Source organism: Sorangium sp. So ce834, assembly GCF_051521425.1.
Lineage (GTDB): Bacteria > Myxococcota_A > Polyangia > Polyangiales > Polyangiaceae > Sorangium > Sorangium cellulosum_D.
On the sequence record NZ_CP150351.1, the window covers coordinates 1,115,189 to 1,131,606 of the forward strand.

Here is a 16,418-nt window from a genome sequence, read left to right on the forward strand (position 1 = left end):
TGCCTCAGCGGCCTCTGCGAGCCGCGGCTTGGGCTCCCTTGGAGCCGCCCCCGCGGGCCCGCCAATGCCCCTGCGGGCCGCCACTGAGCGCGCTTTGCGAGCTGCCGCTGCGGACTCCCACCTGCGTGGGAAGGCGCTCCTAGGAAGGCGGTAGGCCCTCGGCAGCCCGGTGGGCCCCCAGCTATCCGGTGCGCCCCGCCAGGTTGGCGATCACGGCCGCGAGCTCCGACGCCTCGATCGGCTTGGGCACATGCGACTGGAACCCCGCCAGCAGCGCCCGCGTCCGGTCCTGCGCGCTCGCGTACGCCGTCAGCGCCGCCGCCGGGATGCGCCCGCCGTGCTCGGGGCTCTGCGCGCGCAGCCGCCGGATCAGGCTGTAGCCGTCCTCCCCGGGCATCCCGAGATCGCTCAGGATCACGTCGGGCTTCTCGCGCGCGATCGCCGACAGCGCCTCGTCGACGGTCGCCACCGCCGTGATGCTCGCCCCCTTGCGCTCCAGCACCGTCGTCACGAGCTCCCGCGCGTCCGGCTCGTCGTCGACCATCAGCACGCGCACGCCCTGCAGCGTCGGCTCCGAATCGGCGGCCAGGTTGCTCAGCCCCTCGGCCTTCCGGAGCGCCGCGATCGCGCCCCGCGGCGCGAGCGGGATGTCCACCGTGAACGTCGCGCCCTTGCCCTCGCCGCCGCTCTCCGCCTTCACCGTGCCGCCGTGCAGCTCGACCAGGTGGCGCGCGATCGCGAGGCCGAGCCCGAGCCCGCTGTGCGGCCGCGTGCTCGTGCTGTCGGCCTGCCGGAAGCGGTCGAACACGTATGGCAGGAACTCTGGGACGATGCCCTGGCCGGTGTCGCTCACCTGGACGCGCGCCAGGCCCTCGACCCTGCCGAGCTGGATCGACACCTTGCCGCCGCGCGGCGTGAACTTGATCGCGTTCGACAGGAGGTTCCACACCACCTGCTGCAGCCGCGTCTGGTCGCCCGAGATCGGCCCCGCGCCCGCGTCGAGCTGCACCGCGAGCTCGATCCCCTTCGCGTCCGCGCCGTGGCGGACCGCGTCGATGGCCGCGTTGATGATCGGCGGCAGATCCACGAGCATCACGTCGAGCCGCAGCTTGCCGGTGATGATGCGCGAGGCGTCGAGCAGGTCCTCGACGAGCTGCGCCTGGAGCGTGCCGTTGCGCTCGATCGCCTCCAGCGCGCGGACGTGCGTGTCCGGCTTCAGCGAGCCCTGCCGGAGCATGCGCGCCCAGCCGAGGATCGCGGTGAGCGGCGTCCTGAGCTCGTGGGAGAGCGTGGCGAGGAACTCGTCCTTCGCGCGGTTGACCTGCTGCGACTCGCGGTAGAGCTGCGCGTTGTCGAGCGCGAGCGCCGCGAAGTTGCAGAGCTCCTCGGCGAGCGCGAGATCGTCGACGCCGTAGCGCCGGCTCGACTCGGTCGAGAACAGCGTGATCGCGCCGCGCGTCCGGCCGCGCGCGCGCAGCGGGACGATCATCGCCGAGCGGACGCCGAGCTCCCGGAGCAGCGCGAGGTAGACCGGATCGTGCGCGCCGGACCAGGCCTCGTGGCCGTGCTCCGACGACGAGGCCCGCTGCCACGCCATGCCGTCGACCTCCGGGAGCAGCAGCGACTCGCCGCACCGGAGCACCGCGTGCACCGCGCGCGGCACCTCGGGGTCGGTCGGGTAGCGGGCCGACAGCTCCTTGCCGAGCGCCTGCTTCGCGGTGCTCGCGTGCACGGCCGCGAGCCGGCTCAGCGAGCCGTCGGGCTCGACGATGTCCACCACCGTCGCGTCCGCGATGTGCGGCACCGCGAGGCGCGCGACGTTGGACAGGGTCGTGTCGTACTCGAGGCCGGACAGCGCGAGCTGCCGGCTCGCCTCGCCGATGAAGTAGCGCCGCTTGTCGGCGAGCCGCTTCTCGGTCACGTCGCGGAAGACGAGCACGAGCCCGACGAGCTCGCCCTCGTCGCTCCGGATCGGCGCCCCGCTCGAGTCGATCGCGAGCTCCGAGCCGTCCCTGCGCAGGAGCAGCGTCGTGTCGTCGAGCCCGATGATGCCGCCGTGGCGCAGCACCTCGGTGACCGGGTTGTCGAGGTCGTCGCGCGTCTGCTCGGAGATGACGCGGAAGACCTCGGACAGCCGGCGATCCCGCGCCTCATCGAGCGTCCACCCGGTCAGCGTCTCGGCCACGGCGTTCATGAAGTCGATGCGGCCCGAGCCGTCGGTCGAGATCACCGCGTCGCCGATGCTCTTCAGCGTCGTCGAGAACTTGGTCCTGCTGACGTGCAGGTCCGCCTCGAGCTGCTTGAACTGGGTGATGTCGGCGAAGATGGAGACGGCGCCGAGCAGCTCGCCCTCCGGCGAGAAGAGCGGCGCGCAGCTCCCGAGCAGCATCCCGTGGGTGCCGTCGAAGCGCTGGAAGTGGATCTCCTCGGCGGGCACGCTCTCCCGGCTGGAGAGGCACCGCGCCATCGACCAGTCCTCGCCCTCGAACGGCCGGCCGTCGGGGTGGAACGCGCGGTAGCGCCCCCACCCCTCGACGTTGTCGGCGGTGGAGCTGCCGGCCCAGATGCGCTCGGACGCCCGGTTCTGGAGGATCAGCTTGCCCTGCGCGTCGGAGACGATGATGCCGTGCGGGCTCTCGCTGAGCAGCGCGTCGAGCAGCCCGCGCTCGTGCCGGGTGATGGCGCGCAGCCGCTCGACCTCGCGGCGCAGCGTCTCGACCTCCGTGTCGATGGGCGGCACCGACGCGGCGAGCGGCGTGAGCTCGAACGAGGCGCTCGCGGCCGGGTCGAGGCTCACGATCGCGCGATCGATCTCCATGACCGCCGGGCCGATGAGCCGGCGCTGCTCGGCGGTCGCGGCGGCCTCGAGGAGCGAGGCCCGCGCCTGCGCGAGCGCCGTGACGATCGGGATGTCCGAACGTTCGGGCATGGGTTCAAGGGATCCCACGGCCGCCGGACGCGAACAAGATGCTATGCGGGCGACCTGACACGGAAATTACGTTGGCGTACGTGGACTTCTCGCTGGACGGACTCTTCCGGTAGGCCGGGGCACGGCCGCGGCCCGGGGAGGGCGGCGCGGCGCGCCCCGGCGGGGCCGGTCGCGGCGGTCGGTTTCGTGCCGCGCGCGCCGCCTGGATCAGCCGCGCGCGGCCTGGATCTGCTTCACGAGCTCGGGCACGGTCGTGAAGAGGTCGGCGACCAGGCCGTAGTCGGCGACCTGGAAGATCGGCGCGTCGGCGTCCTTGTTGATGGCCACGATGACCTTCGACCCCTTCATCCCGGCGAGGTGCTGGATGGCGCCGGAGATGCCGACGGCGATGTAGAGCGACGGCGCGACGACCTTGCCCGTCTGGCCGACCTGCAGGTCGCTGGCGGCGTAGCCGGCGTCGCACGCGGCGCGGCTCGCGCCGACGGCGGCGCCGAGGACGTCGGCGAGCGGGTCGAGGATCTCGTTGAACCGCTCCTTCAGGGCGCGGCCGCCGGAGACGACGACCTTGGCCTCGGTGAGCTCGGGGCGCTCGCTCTTCACCTGGTCGAAGGAGACGAACTCCACGCGCTCCGCGGCGGCGCTCGGCGCGACGACCGCGACCTGCTCGATCGGCGACTTCGAGCCGGCGGGCTCGGCGGGGGCGAACGCGCTCTGCCGGACGCTCACGACCTGGACCGGGGTCGTGACGGAGCAGATCCCGTACGCGTTGCCGGCGTACATCGGGCGCTTGTACTTGAGCGTCGCGCCTTCGGCCACGAGCTCGGAGATGTCGCTCGCGAACCCGGCCGAGAGCCGCGCGGCCACGCGCGGGAGCAGGTCCTTGCCGTAGGCGCTCGCGGTGCCCACGACGACGGCGTAGCCCTTGGCCGCCGCCGCGATGGTCGGCACGTAGCGCTCGGCGACATAGTCCTTGAGCGCGCTCGACTCGGCGACGAGCACCTTGGCCGCGCCGAGCGTCGCCGCCTCGGCGGCCGCCTCGCCGAGGGCGTCGCCGATCACGAGGATCGCGTACGTCCCGCCGAGCGCCGCCGCCGCTTGTCTGGCGAACGTGACCGCGGAGTGCGTCGTCTTCTTCAGCTTTCCATCGGCGGCCTCGGCCACCACGAGAACGTCAGCCATGATCCCTCCTGCACCTCCTCAAATGGTGTCGGTTCACCCCCGCGCGGGCGGGGATGTGCCCTTCGGGTCCCGTCAGAGGACCTTCGCCTCGTTCTTGAGGCGGGTGACGAGCTCACCGACGTCCTTCACCTTGATGCCCGCCTTGCGCGCCGGGGGCGGCTGGAACGCGTGGTACTGGACCTTGAGCGCCTGGTCGGCGGCGAGATCGGCGAGCTTCACCTCGGCGAGGGGCTTCTTCTTGGCGGCCATGATGGCGGGGAGCGCCGCGAAGCGCACGCCGTCGTTGTACTTGAACGCGGGCGCGGTCTTCATCGAGTAGACGCTGGTCGGCGCGACGATGCGGAGGTCGACCGTGACGACGGCCGGCAGGCGCACGCGGAGGGTGGCGACGCCGCCGTCGACCTCGCGGCCGACGAGCAGGGCGCCCTTCTCTTCCTTGAGGGTCGCGGCGAAGGTGGCGAGCGGCCAGTCGAGCAGCTCGGCGAGGATCTGGCCGACCTGGTTCGAGTCGCCGTCGACGGCCTGCTTGCCCATGACCACGGCGTCGGGCTTCTCGCGCTCGACGAGCGTCTTGAGGGCGCGGGCGACGAGGTCGCCGTCGAGCTTGTCGTCGGTGACGTCGACGCGGATGGCCCGGTCGGCGCCGGTGGCGAGGGCGGCGCGGAGGGTCTGCTCGGTGTCCTTGGGCCCGAAGGTGACGACGACGACCTCGCCTGCCCGCGTCTTCGGCGCCTTGCCGTCCTCGGTCAGGCGCAGCGCTGCTTCGAGCGCGTATTCGTCGAACGGGTTCGGCTTCCACTCGAGCCCGGTCGTCTCGATTTTGTCCCCTGACGCAGGGATCTTCACCTTGTTCGCGTTATCCGGATCGGCGACGCGCTTGAGCGGAACGAGGATCTTCACGGCTCGGTTGGCTCCTGTGGCTGTGGGGGTAACGCAGAGCGTAGTCCGCCCGGGCAGGGGCGCGCCACACCACAGACGGGCCGGCGGACCCGAGCGTGGATCCGGCGAGCCCGACTGAAATAGCGCGCCCGAGGCGGAGGAAATCGGTCATGGCAGCGCCGACGTGGTGCGTCAAGCAGACGCGGCGGTTCTTGTGGGATGGAGGCGACTCGTTGTGAGGAATCTCGCGGCGGGGAGGGAGCCGGGGGTGAGCCGGTGTGAGGGCGTGAGGGAGCCGGCGCCGGGAGGGGAAGGGAGGGATGGAGGTGAGCCGTGGAGAGGGGGCTGGCGGCGGGGGGCTTAACGGATGCGATCCGTGGAGAGGGGGCTGGCGGGGGGGACGTAACGGATGCGATCCGTGGAGAGGGGGCTGGCGGCGGGGAGGCGTAACGGATGCGATCCGTGGAGAGGGGGCTGGCGGCGGGGGGCTTAACGGATGCGATCCGTGGAGAGGGCCTGGCGGCGCGGGGGCTTAACGGATGCGATCCGTGGAGAGGGCCTGGCGGCGGGGGGGCTTCAACGGATCGAGTCCGTCACGAGGGCCTGGCGGCGGGGGTGGCGTAACGGATTGAGTCCGTCACGAGAGCCTGCCGGCGGGGGGCTTCAACGGATCGAGTGTGTCACGAGGGCCTGCCGGCAGGGGGGCTTCAACGGATCGAGTGTGTCACGAGAGCCTGCCGGCGGGGGGCTTCAACGGATCGAGTGTGTCACGAGGGCCTGCCGGCAGGGGGGCTTCAACGGATCGAGTGTGTCACGAGGGCCTGCCGGCGGGGGGGCTTCAACGGATCGAGTGTGTCACGAGGGCCTGCCGGCGGGGGGCTTCAACGGATCGAGTGTGTCACGAGGGCCTGCCGGCGGGGGCGCCTCGTCAGTCGACTCCGGCCCCGAGCGCGTCCTCGTCGATGGAGGGCTCGCCCGGCGGAGCGCCGCCTTCGGCGTCGGTATCCTTGCCATTCGAGCGCCGGCGCTCGGCCTTGGCCGTCTCTCGCTGCAGCGGCGCGAGCAGCCGGCCCGTCGTCTCCGCGTCGGGCCCCTCGAGCTCCAGCATCTGGAGCACGCTGCGCACCACCTTGATCCAGCGATTGCGGGCCCGGAGCTGCCCTCCCGGCGAATTGGCCTCGCCCGGCCTGTCCTGCGCCTCCAGATGGACGCGCTGCGCGTCGAGCTTGCCGAGCTCGTCGCCCGCGGCAAACCACGCCTGTACCGCCTTGAGCAAGTTGCCCCCCGGCGTCGGCAGCGCCCTGAGCGCCGCCTTCGACTCCGGCGTCAGCCGGTCGCGCGCGAGCTTCACCTCGCCCGCCTCATCGCTGTAGCTCGCCGAGATGAACTTGAGCCCATCCGCGAACAGCTGATCGCGGATTTCGAGGTAAATCGCCGCGTCCTCGGGATCGTCGGCGAGATCGGCGAACCCGGTGAGCACCGCGTGGGCGCCGCGCGCCTTGCGGTCGTGGACCTGGTCGACCGCGACCTGCTTTTGCTGGATCGCGGCGAGCTCGTCGTTCGCCTTCTTCTGCCGGCGGTGCGATTTCAAGATACCGTCGTGCGCGGCCTCGATATCGTCGATGAGCGGGGCGCACCGCTTCAGCGACACGAGGCGCGGCCGTTCGCGCTCCGGATCGAGCCACGCGGCCGTGATCTGAACCATTTGACGAGGAGAGAGGTCTTTGAGCGCCATGGTGCCTCCTTGGCTTTCCTCCGGCGGCGATCGCCGGGGAATGCACCATCGGCCAGGCTTGCAGGTCGAGCGCTGTCCGGGAAGGCCGCTCGCGCGACGCGAACGTGCCCTGGCCACCATCACGGCGGCAGTTTTTCCGCCGGCGTGAACCGCGGCCGCCCGGCGCCGGCGTCCAGCCGCCGTCCGACCTCGCCGACCGGCCGAGCCCTCGCCTGTTGACGCCCTCGTCCAGACCGTGTTCACACGGTGCGGCGATGGCCCGATCGAGCGCGCTGACCCTCTCCACCAAGGCGGCCGACCTGCTGTCCGCGGCGCTGCGGCATGTGCGGGACGCCGAGCACCTGCTGGACCCGGCGGCCGGCTACACGTCGCCCGACCAGGCGTATCACCTCGCGGGCTACGGTCCGGAGTGCGCGCGCAAGGCCACCGTCTCCCTGCGCTGGCTCGACCAGGCCATCGGCCACGGCGTCGAGACCTCCGCGGCCGACGTGACCGCGTTCATGCTGGACCTCGACCCGCTGGCGCGGCGCTACGATGTGCCTATGGATGCCGCACGTTGCCCTGCCCTGTCCGCCTGGCGGGTCGAGGCGCGTTACCAGCGCACTGGAGCGCGATCCCGGTCGGAAGCACAGGCGCTCTGCCAGGAGGCGCGCGAGGTGGTGGATTCCGTCGCGGTCGCGCTCTGGGCGGACGGTCGTATCGCCGAGGGGCACACTCCATGGTGACGTTCGATGAGGTGCTTCCGACGCTGGTGCGGGTGTGCGAGGAGGCTCCCCACTTCGTCACGGTCCGGCGCTGCTGCGCGGTGCGGGATCTCCACGGCCGGGTGAGGCTCGTCATCGATCCCGAGCCCGGCGCCGCGGCCGTCGACGTCGACGCGCTCGCGCAGGCGCTCCGGGGGGCGCTCGGCGGGTATTTCGTCGGCCCGATCTGGTCGACCGCGACCCGGCACGCCGATGAGGCCAGGCTCGCCCGCGCCGTGCTGGCTCGCCCGGAGGCGCAACCCCGGTGGGGCGCGACGTACGACGACCCCGCCACGGGCGTTCGCGGGCTCGCTGCTCGCGCTCCATGGCACAAGATGGAAAGGCGCCTGTCGAAGCAGGCGTGGCTGGAAGCGGGCCAGCCCAACCTGCCATGGGAGCTGGGGGACGGTCCGGCGATCGTGACCTTCTACTCCTACAAGGGTGGGGTCGGCAGGACGACCGCGCTGACGGCGTGCGCGTGGCAGCTGGCGCAGGCGGGGCGGCGGGTCGCGGTCGTAGATCTGGATCTGGAGGCGCCGGGCCTCGGCGTGCTGCTGGAGGGGGAATCCGGGCGAGGGGTCGTCGATTTCCTGGCCGATCATGTCGCGACGGGCGCATCTCGGCTTGATGACCTCGTCGCGGGGGCTCGTGCCCTCGGGGACGACGAGGAGCGCGTGCATGTGCTCGCGGCGGGCAGGCTCGGCCCCATGTACCTGGAGAAGCTCGCGCGCCTCGACTTCCTCAGCGCCGATGCCGGCCAGGGCGGTCACGCCTCCACGAGCCCGATGGAGCTGGCGCTTCGCGAGCTGCTCTTCGCCGTGCGGCGGGACATCGCGCCCGACTACATCCTGATCGACTCCCGGGCAGGGCTGCACGATCTCGCGGGGCTGTCGCTGCACCGGCTGGCGCACGTCGACGTCATCGTCAGCCGCGCGAGCGAGCAGGGGTATCGCGGGCTCGACGTGACGCTCGGCGCGCTCGTGGGCCGCAAGGGGACGATAGGGCTCCAGTGCGTCATCGCGCAGTCGTTCGTGCCATCGGAGGGGCTCCCCGAGGCGCTGTTCGAGGAGCAGGAGTTCCGGCAGCGCAGCTACGCGAGCTTTGCCGAGCACGTGTACCAGAGGGCGGCGCTCACCATCTCCGAGCAGGATCCGGGCCCTCACGTGCCGTTCGTGCTGCGCTACGACGCGGGGCTCGCGCGGTTCGCCTCGCTGCAGGGTATCCGAACGTCGCTGTTTGCTCCGTGGTTCGAGGAGCTGCGCAAGCGGGTCGAGATCCTGTGCGTGCCGCCGAGGGAGGACGAGGACGCATGAGCCCGGAGGAGCGCGAGCAGGTGCTCGAGGCGTTCGCGCGGCTCGGCGCGCGCGGCGACGGCGAGGCGCTGGATCCGCTGACCACGTTCGTTCCGCTCGGCCCGCACCGCCGCGCCCTCTGGCCCGAGAACGTCGTTATCCTGGGCAGCCGGGGGACGGGGAAGACGGCGCTCTTCCGGCTCGTCAACGAGCCGCGCACCGCCTCGCGTTTGCGGGCGCTCTTCGAGGACGAGCGGATCCCGGAGGCGACGTGGATCGACGCCTTCTCGGCGGCGGCGCTCCATCCGGAGGTGGGCACCTTGGAGGCCTATGCTGCCGGCTCCAGCGACGTCACGCTGCGGGCATTCTGGATGACGCACCTGCTCCGGCGGCTGCGGGACGAGGTGCCGGAGGTCGTCGCGGTGCCGGAGGCGCTCTCGTCCGTGCTGGCAGCACCTGTGCCCGATCTCAAGGCATGGCTGCCGGCCGCCGAGGCGAACCTCGGCGCGGTCAACGCGGCGCTGGATGCGGCCGAGCGCGCGCTGTCGTCGGCTGATCGCTCAGTCATGGCGACGTACGACACGCTGGACCGGATCGGCCAGTTCGACCCCGGCGTGCGGCGCCGCTACCTGAGCGCGCTACTGTCCCTGTGGTTGTCGCTCTCCAGCCGCTACCGGCGCCTGCGAGGCAAGCTGTTCCTGCGGGACGACCTGCTCGATGCGGGAGAGCTCGGCTTCGCGGACGCGAGCAAGCTCCGGGCGAGATCCGAGGCGCTCACCTGGGATCCGGGAGCGCTCTTGCAAGTAGCGGCGCGACACCTCGCGGAGGAGTCGGAGCCCGCGCGGGCCTGGCTGCGCGACGTCCCGGGCCTCACGCTCGTGGACCGGGGGGAGTTCGGCTGGATGCCTGGCGAGATGAAATCGCGCGAGGTGCAGAGCGCGTTCGTCGCCAGGTTCGCGGGCAAGGTGATCGGCCAAGGGGTGGTCAAGGCGTCCTCCCTGGACTGGATGATGGGCCGACTGCGCGATGCGCACGGCGGGGTCACGCCGAGGGTGCTGCTCTGGTTCCTCTCGTTCGCCGCGGAGTCGGCGAGGAAGGGGCCGCCTCGGAGCCGGGGAGCGCTCGTGACGCCCAGGGATCTCCTGACCTCGCTCCAGCAGACGTCGCGGCAGCGGGTACAGGAGCTGGTGGAGGAGTACCCGCTCGTGAGGCGCATGGAGAACCTTCGCGGGCTGACGCTCTGGCTGGGCCGCGGTGAGGTCGAGGCGCGGCTCGCGCAGCGCCGCCCGGACGAGCCGGCGGGGATCCCGGCGCGCGGCGATCTGGTGGTGTCGGAATTGCTCCGGCTCGGCGTGCTGCGCGAGGTGGACGACGGGAAGCTCGACGTTCCGGATATCTACCGATATGCGTTCGAGATCACCCCGGATTACTCGGCGTCATGGCGTGATCTGCTGGTTGGGGAGAAGCAGCGGGCGCGGGAGCAGTTCATCCGGGAGCTGCCTATCCTGAGGCAGATCGTGGGCCAGGTCGGCGATGCGTGGAAGATCGCTCAGGGCGAAATCGCGCGCGGAGATTTCGCCGCTGCGCGGGCTCGTTTCGCGCGCGCTCTAGAGATAGCGAGGGATACTGGCAACGTCAGGCTGCAGTCGAATATCTGGGCGCAGCAAGGTCTCATGAGCCTCAATGAGGGGGACGGCAAGCGGGCGCGAGAGGAATTCGAGGAAGCCGTGGGCCTGGCCAGGCAGGCACGTGATTCCTCGCTACTCGCAGTCATGCTATGGGCGCTCGGGCATGTCGAGCTGAGGGGCGGGGAGCCACAGAGCGCGCGTTCGCACCTTCAGGAGAGTGCCAAGCTGTACGAAGACCTCAATGATGAGTCATCGGGGGCAGAATCCAGGCTAGATCTCACGCTGGCGCTGCTCCTTCTCGGCGATGCGCAAGAAGGGCGTTCGCAATTCCAGCAGGCTCTGCGGCGCAGCGCCGCTCTGTCCGCCGAAAAGAGAACCGCTCTATACGCTGGCTTCTGCAAACGCACGGCAGATGTGATGACCTACAGGCGGCTATATCGCTTTGCGTTGCAGTTTCTCCGGCTCGCTCGGGCACAATCGCCGGAAACGATGCCGGACTCGTCGCTGCGCGATTACGTGATCGCAAAGGCGCAGCTGGAGCGCGCCGAGGTCGATGGCCTCGAGCAGGAAGCGGACGCGCTCTATGCGCGCGACCAAGGCTGGAGTCTCCTCGTCGCCGCAGCCTCGGCTGGAAAGTGACTCTTCAGAGGGGGCTCGGCAGCCGATGCTCATGCCCCCTCGCTCGGCGGCGGCTCGTCCACCTCGCTGGCCCGCAGATCGCCCCGGAGCCGCTGCCGCAGCTGCTCGTCCATGCGCGTCGCGTACTTCTCGTGCACGCCGAGCGCCGCGGCGACCTTGGCCCAGGAGAGGTCCTGCCAGTAGCGGAGCTCGATGAGGCGCGCCTCCCGCTCGTCGAGGCCGCGGAGCGCCGTCCGGAGCGCCTCGAGGGCCTGGGTGCGCGCCATCGTGTCCTCGGGGTGCGCCCGGAGCCGCTCGCCGGCGCACGCGACGAAGCGCGCGAAGACGAGCGCGCGACACTGGTCCTTGAGCTGATTCAAGGCGTCGGCGTCGCCGTCGCCGAACGGATCGCTCGCGTCGCGCATCGACTCGGCCGCGTCGAGCGCGGCGTCGAGGCCGGCGCGGCGGAACGACGCCTCGCGGGTGAGCAGCCGGATGACGGCGCCGGCCACCCGCTTCCAGGCATACACGCCGAACGGGACGCCGCGCGCCGCGTCGTATCCGGGGCTCGCCTCGGGGAGCGCCTGATAGGCCGTCTGCTCGCAGTCCTCCAGGCCCTGTCGCGTCCGCACGCCGTAGACCCGCGCGGTCGTCCGCGCGACGTGGCGCGCCATCGGGAGCGCCTCCAGCACGCGCTCATGATCCGGAGAAGAGGGAGGTGGACGCTGGCTGCCCGTCACCGCCGCCCACCGAAGGTCCCGTCGCCGCGCTCCGGCGCCGCCGGGGTCGCCATCGCCCCTTTCGCGCCCGAGCCCTCGCGGGCCACCTCGCCGCTCTCGGACAGGACAGGAGGCCTCGCCCGCAAGCGATCGTAGAGCGGCATCGACGCCGGGTGTGTCGTGATGAAGACCTCGAGGAGCCTGCGGTAGTCCTCGATCTCCTCGGGCGAGAGCGCCCCGAGGTAGGGGCTCAGCGCGTCGGCGACACAGGCATCGACGAGGGGATCGACGTCACCCGTCCTGTCCAGGTCGTCGCGCTCGGGGGCTTCGTGCGTCATGGGGCCTCGCGTGGCGGGACCCTGCGTGCGGCGCGGCGCCCCTTCGTCCTTCCTCTTTTCAAATCACCATCGGCGGACCGGTTCGGACAGGGAAAGCGTCGCCCCCGTCGTTTTTCTGCGCCGCCCGGGCGGGCGCGGCGGCGGCGGGCGCGGGCCGGGGCGGACGCGCGGGCGTTCGTGGCCAGGCAACTACGCGAATCGACGCTGCTTTTCAACAATCGACCGCGCCGGTGCATTTTCTCTGTCGGAACCGGCCCCGTGCTCGTGATTTCCCCTTCAGGAGACCACGCCGGTGGCACGCCTCACGTCAGGCAGCGCAGGGCCCCCCCGCGGCGGGGGGGACGAGCTGGAAGGAACGCCGTACCGGGCGCTCCGGCGGCTCGGGCGCGGGGGCATGGGGGAGGTGATCGAGGCGGAGCACCGCGCCCTCCGGAAGCGGGTCGTGGTGAAGCTGGTCCGCCGCGCCCTCGCCGGGGATCCGCGGTTCGCCGACCGGCTGCGGGTCGAGGCGCAGGCGCTGGCGGCGGTGTCGTCGCCGCACGTGGTGGCGGTCCTCGATCTGGGACGGACGCCGGCGGGGCGGCCCTACCTCGTGATGGAGCGGCTCGAAGGCAGGACGCTGGGGGAGGAACTCGAGCGGCGGGGGGCGTTGCCGGTGGCCGAGGCGATCGAGCTGGTGCGGCAGGTGCTGGCGGGGCTCGCGGCGGCGCATCGGGTCGGGCTTGTGCACCGCGACGTGAAGCTCGACAACGTGTTCCTGTGCGCGCCGGGGTCGGCGGCGCCGGGCGGCGGGCGCGTCGCAAAGCTGCTCGACTTCGGGGTCGCGAAGGTGCTCGACGGGGGCGTCGAGGCGGGCGCGGCGGGCGCGGAGCGGCCCTTTCCCCTGGCCGGGCCGGCGTATCCGACCGAGGCCGGGTTGCTCGTCGGGACCCCTCGAACGGCCTCGCCGGAGCAGGCGCGATGCCAGCCGGTCGACGCGCGGGCGGACGTGTATGCCGTTGGGCTGCTGATGTATACGCTCCTGGTGGGGCACGGGCCGTTCGCTCACCTGGACGACGCGCTGGCGGTGCTCCGCGCGCACGTGCTGGAAGCGCCGGCGGCTCCGTCGCGGCGCGCCGCGCAGCCCATCCCGCCGGCGCTGGACCGGGCCGTGCTGAGGGCGCTGGCGAAGCGGCCGGAGGAGCGGTTCCAGAGCGCCGAGGCGTTCGCGGAGGAGCTGGGGCGGATCGCGGCGGAGCTGGGGGAGGCGGGAGGGAGCGCGCGGGCGGGGGTGGCGGGGGTGGCGGGGACCGGGGGAGCGGAGCGGGCGGCGTTGTCGGCGGCGGCAGAGCGGGCATCGAAGGGGGCGATGGCTGGCGGAGGGGAGGCGGGGGCAGCGTGGACGCCGGAGCTCGGGGCGTGGTTCGAGGCGGTGCCGGACGGCACCGGCGGGGCGGGGGCTCGCGCGTGTGTGGCACCGGGCGAGGCGGAACGGGCGGCGCCGGTGGACGCGCGGCTGTTCGCGGCGCTGACGGCGGCGAGCACGGTGGTGTTCTCGCTGATCGCGGCGCTGCTGCTGCGCGGCCTGGGGGTGTGGTGATGGCGCGTGAGGCGCTGAAGGCCGGGGACGTGTTCCTGGACTACCGGATCACGGAGGTGATCGACGCGGGTGGGATGGGGGAAGTGTACAAGGCGGTGGAGGAGTACTCGGACGACGTGGTGGCGATCAAGTGCATGTCGCCGCGGCACGTGAGGAGAGAGGACTTCGCGAGGCGGTTCCGGCAGGAGTGCAAGTTCTATCCGAAGCTGAAGCACCCGAACATCGTGAGGATGAGGAAGGCCGGGGTGTCGCCGGACGACGTGGCGTACATCGTGATGGACTACCTCGAGGGGCGGACGCTGAGGAAGGTGCTGAACAAGATCTACCGTCTGGATTTCTTGAGCGCGATGCACGTGATGCTGCAGGTGGCGGACGCGATGATGTTCGTGCACTCGAAGGGGATATGGCACCGCGACCTGAAGCCCGAGAACATCATGGTGGGCGCGAAGGGGGACGCGAAGGGGCACGTGTGGCTCTTGGACTTCGGGATAGCGAAGTTCGCCGATGGGGGGATGAACACGGACGACCTGCCGGACGTGGGTACGGTGAGGTACATCTCGCCGGAGCAGGTGAAGATGCTGTACGGGACGTCGAAGAAGGCGGAGCGCGGGGAGGGGGCGAGGCCGGACGGTCGGACGGATATTTACGCGTTCGGGGCGATTTTTTACGAGGTGCTGACGGGGAAGCACCTGTTTTTGGATGACGGGGAGCCGGCGACGGCGGAGGAGACGCTGACGGGGCACTTGGTAGCGGCGCCCGAGCCGGTGCACGAGCTTGTGCCGGATTGCCCCGAGTTCGTGTGGCCGGTGGTGGCGCGCTGCATCGCGATCGACCGTGAGGAGCGGTATTCGAGGTTCGACGAGGTGGCGCGGGACCTGCGCGGGCTCTTGAGGGACACGGTGCCGGCGGGGCACGTGCTGGCGCAGCGGCTGGCGCAGGAGCGGATGAAGGCGGAACGGCAGGCGGCGTTCGCCGGGGTGGAGATGGAGGAGGACAGCGCGCCGGTGGCGGGAGAGGCGGGGGAGGCGCGCGGCGAGGGCGGGAGAGAGGGGGGCGGGATGGTGCGGGGGAGCGAGAGCGAGAAGGCGAGGGGGCGGCGGGTGGTGCACGGGGAGACGGCGCCGCTGGAGCAGTTCGTGGCGCCGGCGAGCCCGCTGCCGTTCGCGCCGGCGTCGCGGGAGCCGGCGCGGGTGCCGCGCGGGCGGGGGGTGGGGTATACGGAGCCGCTGCCGCCGACGCTGCCGACGCTGCCGGTGCGCGGCGGCGCGGGGGGGCGCGGGAGCGCGGCGCCGCGGGAGGCGACGGCGGTGCTGCCGGGGGCGTGGGCGGAGAGGGCGGCGGCGCGAGGAGGGGCGCCGGGGCTGTCGGGAGCCGCGGCGCAGTGCCAAGCGGCGGCGGCGGCGCTCGAGGCGGGAGCGCAGCGGGCGGTGCCGCCGACGCTGGCCGCGATGGAGACGCTGCACGCAGCGCCGATGCAGTCGCCGTGGAGGGAAGCGCAGCGAGCGGTGCCGCCGCCGGAGATCGCGTCGGCGCAGGTGATGCCGGCGGCGCCGGTGAGGACGGCGCCGGCGGAGACGGAGAAGGACGATGTCTACCCGATGCCGACGCGGCAAAAGCCGTCGTTTCTGCGAGTGCTGTCGGAGGAGAAGAAGGCGGCGCTGGGGCCGAAGGCTGCGCCCGCAGATGCAGGGAGCGCGAAGCCGGCAGGTCCATGCGCGTCGGCTGGGTGCAGGCCGTTCTAGTCGCTGACGAGAGAGGTCTTCGAGATGAGCAGCAACAAGGACAGCGACGACGTCCGGCAGTACCTGCCGGACCTAGAGAGCATCCGGCGCGAGGCGGATCCGGCGGTTGCGGAGCGGAAGCTGCAGCAGGCGCTGAACAACCCGGAGCTGGACCGGGCGCTGTCCGAGATGCAGCAGCAGAAGCCGACAGGGCAGCCGCTGTTCCAGTTCCCGGTGGTGCCGGCGCTGCCCCAGGGGCAACAAGCGGCGCCGCAGGGGCCGCCGCCGCTGCCGGGGGTGGGGGCGCAGCACGGCGCGGTGGGGCCGCCGCCGCTGCCGGGGGCGGCGGCGCAGCAGGGCGCAGCGGTAGCGCATCGAGGAGCGGCGGTAGCGCGTCACGCACCAGCGGCGGCGCATCACGCACCAGCGGCGGCGCATCACAGAGCGGCGGTGCCGCTGTACGGAGGCGCGGCAGCGCCGCAGGGAGCGGCGATGCCCGGTGCCGGGGTCCCACGGAGTACGGTTGCGCAGCAGGGGGCGATGGCGCCGAGCCAGTGGGCGGATCGTTCGCTGCCGCCGATCGACAAGTCGCTGCTGCCGTCGTCGTTGCTGCCGATCTCACCGCCGCCGGTGGCGACGCCGAAGACGCCCGCCAGCGCGCCGGCGACCGCGAAGCGCCGGCCGTGGATGCCGACGTGGCTGATGGTCGTGCTTGCGGTGTTCGCGGTGAGCATGCCGTTCGTGCTGGCGGCGCTGCTGTTGCGAGCGACACCGCCGAAGGAGCAGCAGCCAGCGCCGCCGCCGAGCGGGGCGCCGGCGCGGAGCGCGCTGCCGCCGCCGCCAGCCTCGGAGCTGCCGTCGCCGGTAGCGCCCACGCCGCCGGCGGAGGCCGAGCCGAGCCTTGACGATGTCGCGACCGAGGGCGAGCCGCCTGCCCCTGCACCGACGGTGCCTGCGCGGCCGGTGGGCGCGGCGCCGCGCCCGCCGCAGGCGCCGGCGGCACCCGTGCCTACCGAGCGGCCGCTTGCCGATGATGTGATGGAGTGAAACCGCGTGGA

The 16,418-nt window shown here is 72.0% G+C and carries 12 protein-coding genes; 6 read left to right on the forward strand and 6 right to left on the reverse strand.

Annotation, left to right across the window (positions count from 1 at the left end):
* Positions 1-181: 181 nt before the first annotated feature.
* The 4 genes from WMF20_RS04150 to WMF20_RS04165 all read right to left on the reverse strand — a co-directional run bounded on the left by WMF20_RS04150 (position 182) and on the right by WMF20_RS04165 (position 6,722).
* Positions 182-2,929: an ATP-binding protein gene (locus WMF20_RS04150; protein WP_437610875.1), complete on the reverse strand. Its 2,748-nt coding sequence runs from the start codon at positions 2,927-2,929 to the stop codon at positions 182-184.
* A gap of 207 nt (positions 2,930-3,136) precedes the next feature.
* Positions 3,137-4,108 carry an electron transfer flavoprotein subunit alpha/FixB family protein gene (locus WMF20_RS04155; protein ID WP_437610877.1) on the reverse strand — a complete coding sequence of 324 codons (972 nt, stop codon included), beginning with the start codon at positions 4,106-4,108 and terminating at the stop codon, positions 3,137-3,139.
* A 72-nt stretch (positions 4,109-4,180) separates the two neighbouring features.
* Positions 4,181-5,008, reverse strand: a complete 828-nt coding sequence (locus tag WMF20_RS04160; protein WP_129573104.1) for an electron transfer flavoprotein subunit beta/FixA family protein — start codon at positions 5,006-5,008, stop codon at positions 4,181-4,183.
* A 907-nt stretch (positions 5,009-5,915) separates the two neighbouring features.
* The gene (locus WMF20_RS04165) at positions 5,916-6,722 is read right to left on the reverse strand and encodes a hypothetical protein (protein WP_437610879.1); all 807 of its coding nucleotides are present in this window, start codon (positions 6,720-6,722) and stop codon (positions 5,916-5,918) included.
* A gap of 254 nt (positions 6,723-6,976) precedes the next feature.
* On the opposite strand from WMF20_RS04165, the gene WMF20_RS04170 reads away from it, so the two are divergent.
* From WMF20_RS04170 to WMF20_RS04180, 3 genes are read left to right on the forward strand one after another with little or no spacing between them, the layout of a single operon-like run.
* Entirely contained in the window at positions 6,977-7,447 is a 471-nt protein-coding gene (locus tag WMF20_RS04170; RefSeq protein WP_437610881.1) for a hypothetical protein, read from the forward strand.
* A complete protein-coding gene (locus WMF20_RS04175; RefSeq protein WP_437610883.1) occupies positions 7,441-8,778 on the forward strand; it encodes a tyrosine-protein kinase family protein in 1,338 nt (445 codons plus the stop codon). Before WMF20_RS04170 ends, WMF20_RS04175 begins: the two co-directional genes overlap by 7 nt.
* A complete protein-coding gene (locus WMF20_RS04180; protein WP_437610885.1) occupies positions 8,775-11,024 on the forward strand; it encodes a tetratricopeptide repeat protein in 2,250 nt (749 codons plus the stop codon). Before WMF20_RS04175 ends, WMF20_RS04180 begins: the two co-directional genes overlap by 4 nt.
* Before the next feature lie 29 nt (positions 11,025-11,053).
* Here WMF20_RS04180 and WMF20_RS04185 read toward each other — a convergent pair whose 3' ends face one another.
* Complete coding sequence (locus WMF20_RS04185; protein WP_437610887.1) at positions 11,054-11,695, reverse strand: sigma-70 family RNA polymerase sigma factor; 642 nt, start codon at positions 11,693-11,695, stop codon at positions 11,054-11,056.
* A gap of 44 nt (positions 11,696-11,739) precedes the next feature.
* Positions 11,740-12,060 carry a hypothetical protein gene (locus tag WMF20_RS04190; protein WP_129573110.1) on the reverse strand — a complete coding sequence of 107 codons (321 nt, stop codon included), beginning with the start codon at positions 12,058-12,060 and terminating at the stop codon, positions 11,740-11,742.
* Between the two features lie 292 nt (positions 12,061-12,352).
* Between WMF20_RS04190 and WMF20_RS04195 the strand changes: the two genes are divergently transcribed.
* Genes WMF20_RS04195 through WMF20_RS04205 form a run of 3 tightly spaced genes read left to right on the forward strand, consistent with a single transcriptional unit; the run spans position 12,353 to position 16,407 of the window.
* On the forward strand, positions 12,353-13,639 hold the full coding sequence (locus tag WMF20_RS04195) for a serine/threonine-protein kinase (protein ID WP_437610890.1): 1,287 nt from the start codon (positions 12,353-12,355) through the stop codon (positions 13,637-13,639).
* Positions 13,639-15,381 (forward strand): protein kinase domain-containing protein, encoded by a 1,743-nt coding sequence (locus WMF20_RS04200; protein WP_437610892.1) that lies wholly within the window; start codon positions 13,639-13,641, stop codon positions 15,379-15,381. Before WMF20_RS04195 ends, WMF20_RS04200 begins: the two co-directional genes overlap by 1 nt.
* 24 nt (positions 15,382-15,405) lie before the next feature.
* Positions 15,406-16,407, forward strand: coding sequence for a hypothetical protein (locus WMF20_RS04205; RefSeq protein ID WP_437610894.1), 1,002 nt, complete (start codon positions 15,406-15,408; stop codon positions 16,405-16,407).
* Positions 16,408-16,418 lie beyond the last annotated feature (11 nt).

Coding starts and splice junctions, on each gene's coding strand:
- WMF20_RS04150 (WP_437610875.1), bottom strand. CDS start 2,929: ATGCCCGAACGTTCGGACATCCCGATCGTCACGGCGCTCGCGCAGGCG.
- WMF20_RS04155 (WP_437610877.1), bottom strand. CDS start 4,108: ATGGCTGACGTTCTCGTGGTGGCCGAGGCCGCCGATGGAAAGCTGAAG.
- WMF20_RS04165 (WP_437610879.1), bottom strand. CDS start 6,722: ATGGCGCTCAAAGACCTCTCTCCTCGTCAAATGGTTCAGATCACGGCC.
- WMF20_RS04170 (WP_437610881.1), top strand. CDS start 6,977: ATGGCCCGATCGAGCGCGCTGACCCTCTCCACCAAGGCGGCCGACCTG.
- WMF20_RS04175 (WP_437610883.1), top strand. CDS start 7,441: ATGGTGACGTTCGATGAGGTGCTTCCGACGCTGGTGCGGGTGTGCGAG.
- WMF20_RS04180 (WP_437610885.1), top strand. CDS start 8,775: ATGAGCCCGGAGGAGCGCGAGCAGGTGCTCGAGGCGTTCGCGCGGCTC.
- WMF20_RS04190 (WP_129573110.1), bottom strand. CDS start 12,060: ATGACGCACGAAGCCCCCGAGCGCGACGACCTGGACAGGACGGGTGAC.
- WMF20_RS04200 (WP_437610892.1), top strand. CDS start 13,639: ATGGCGCGTGAGGCGCTGAAGGCCGGGGACGTGTTCCTGGACTACCGG.
- WMF20_RS04205 (WP_437610894.1), top strand. CDS start 15,406: ATGAGCAGCAACAAGGACAGCGACGACGTCCGGCAGTACCTGCCGGAC.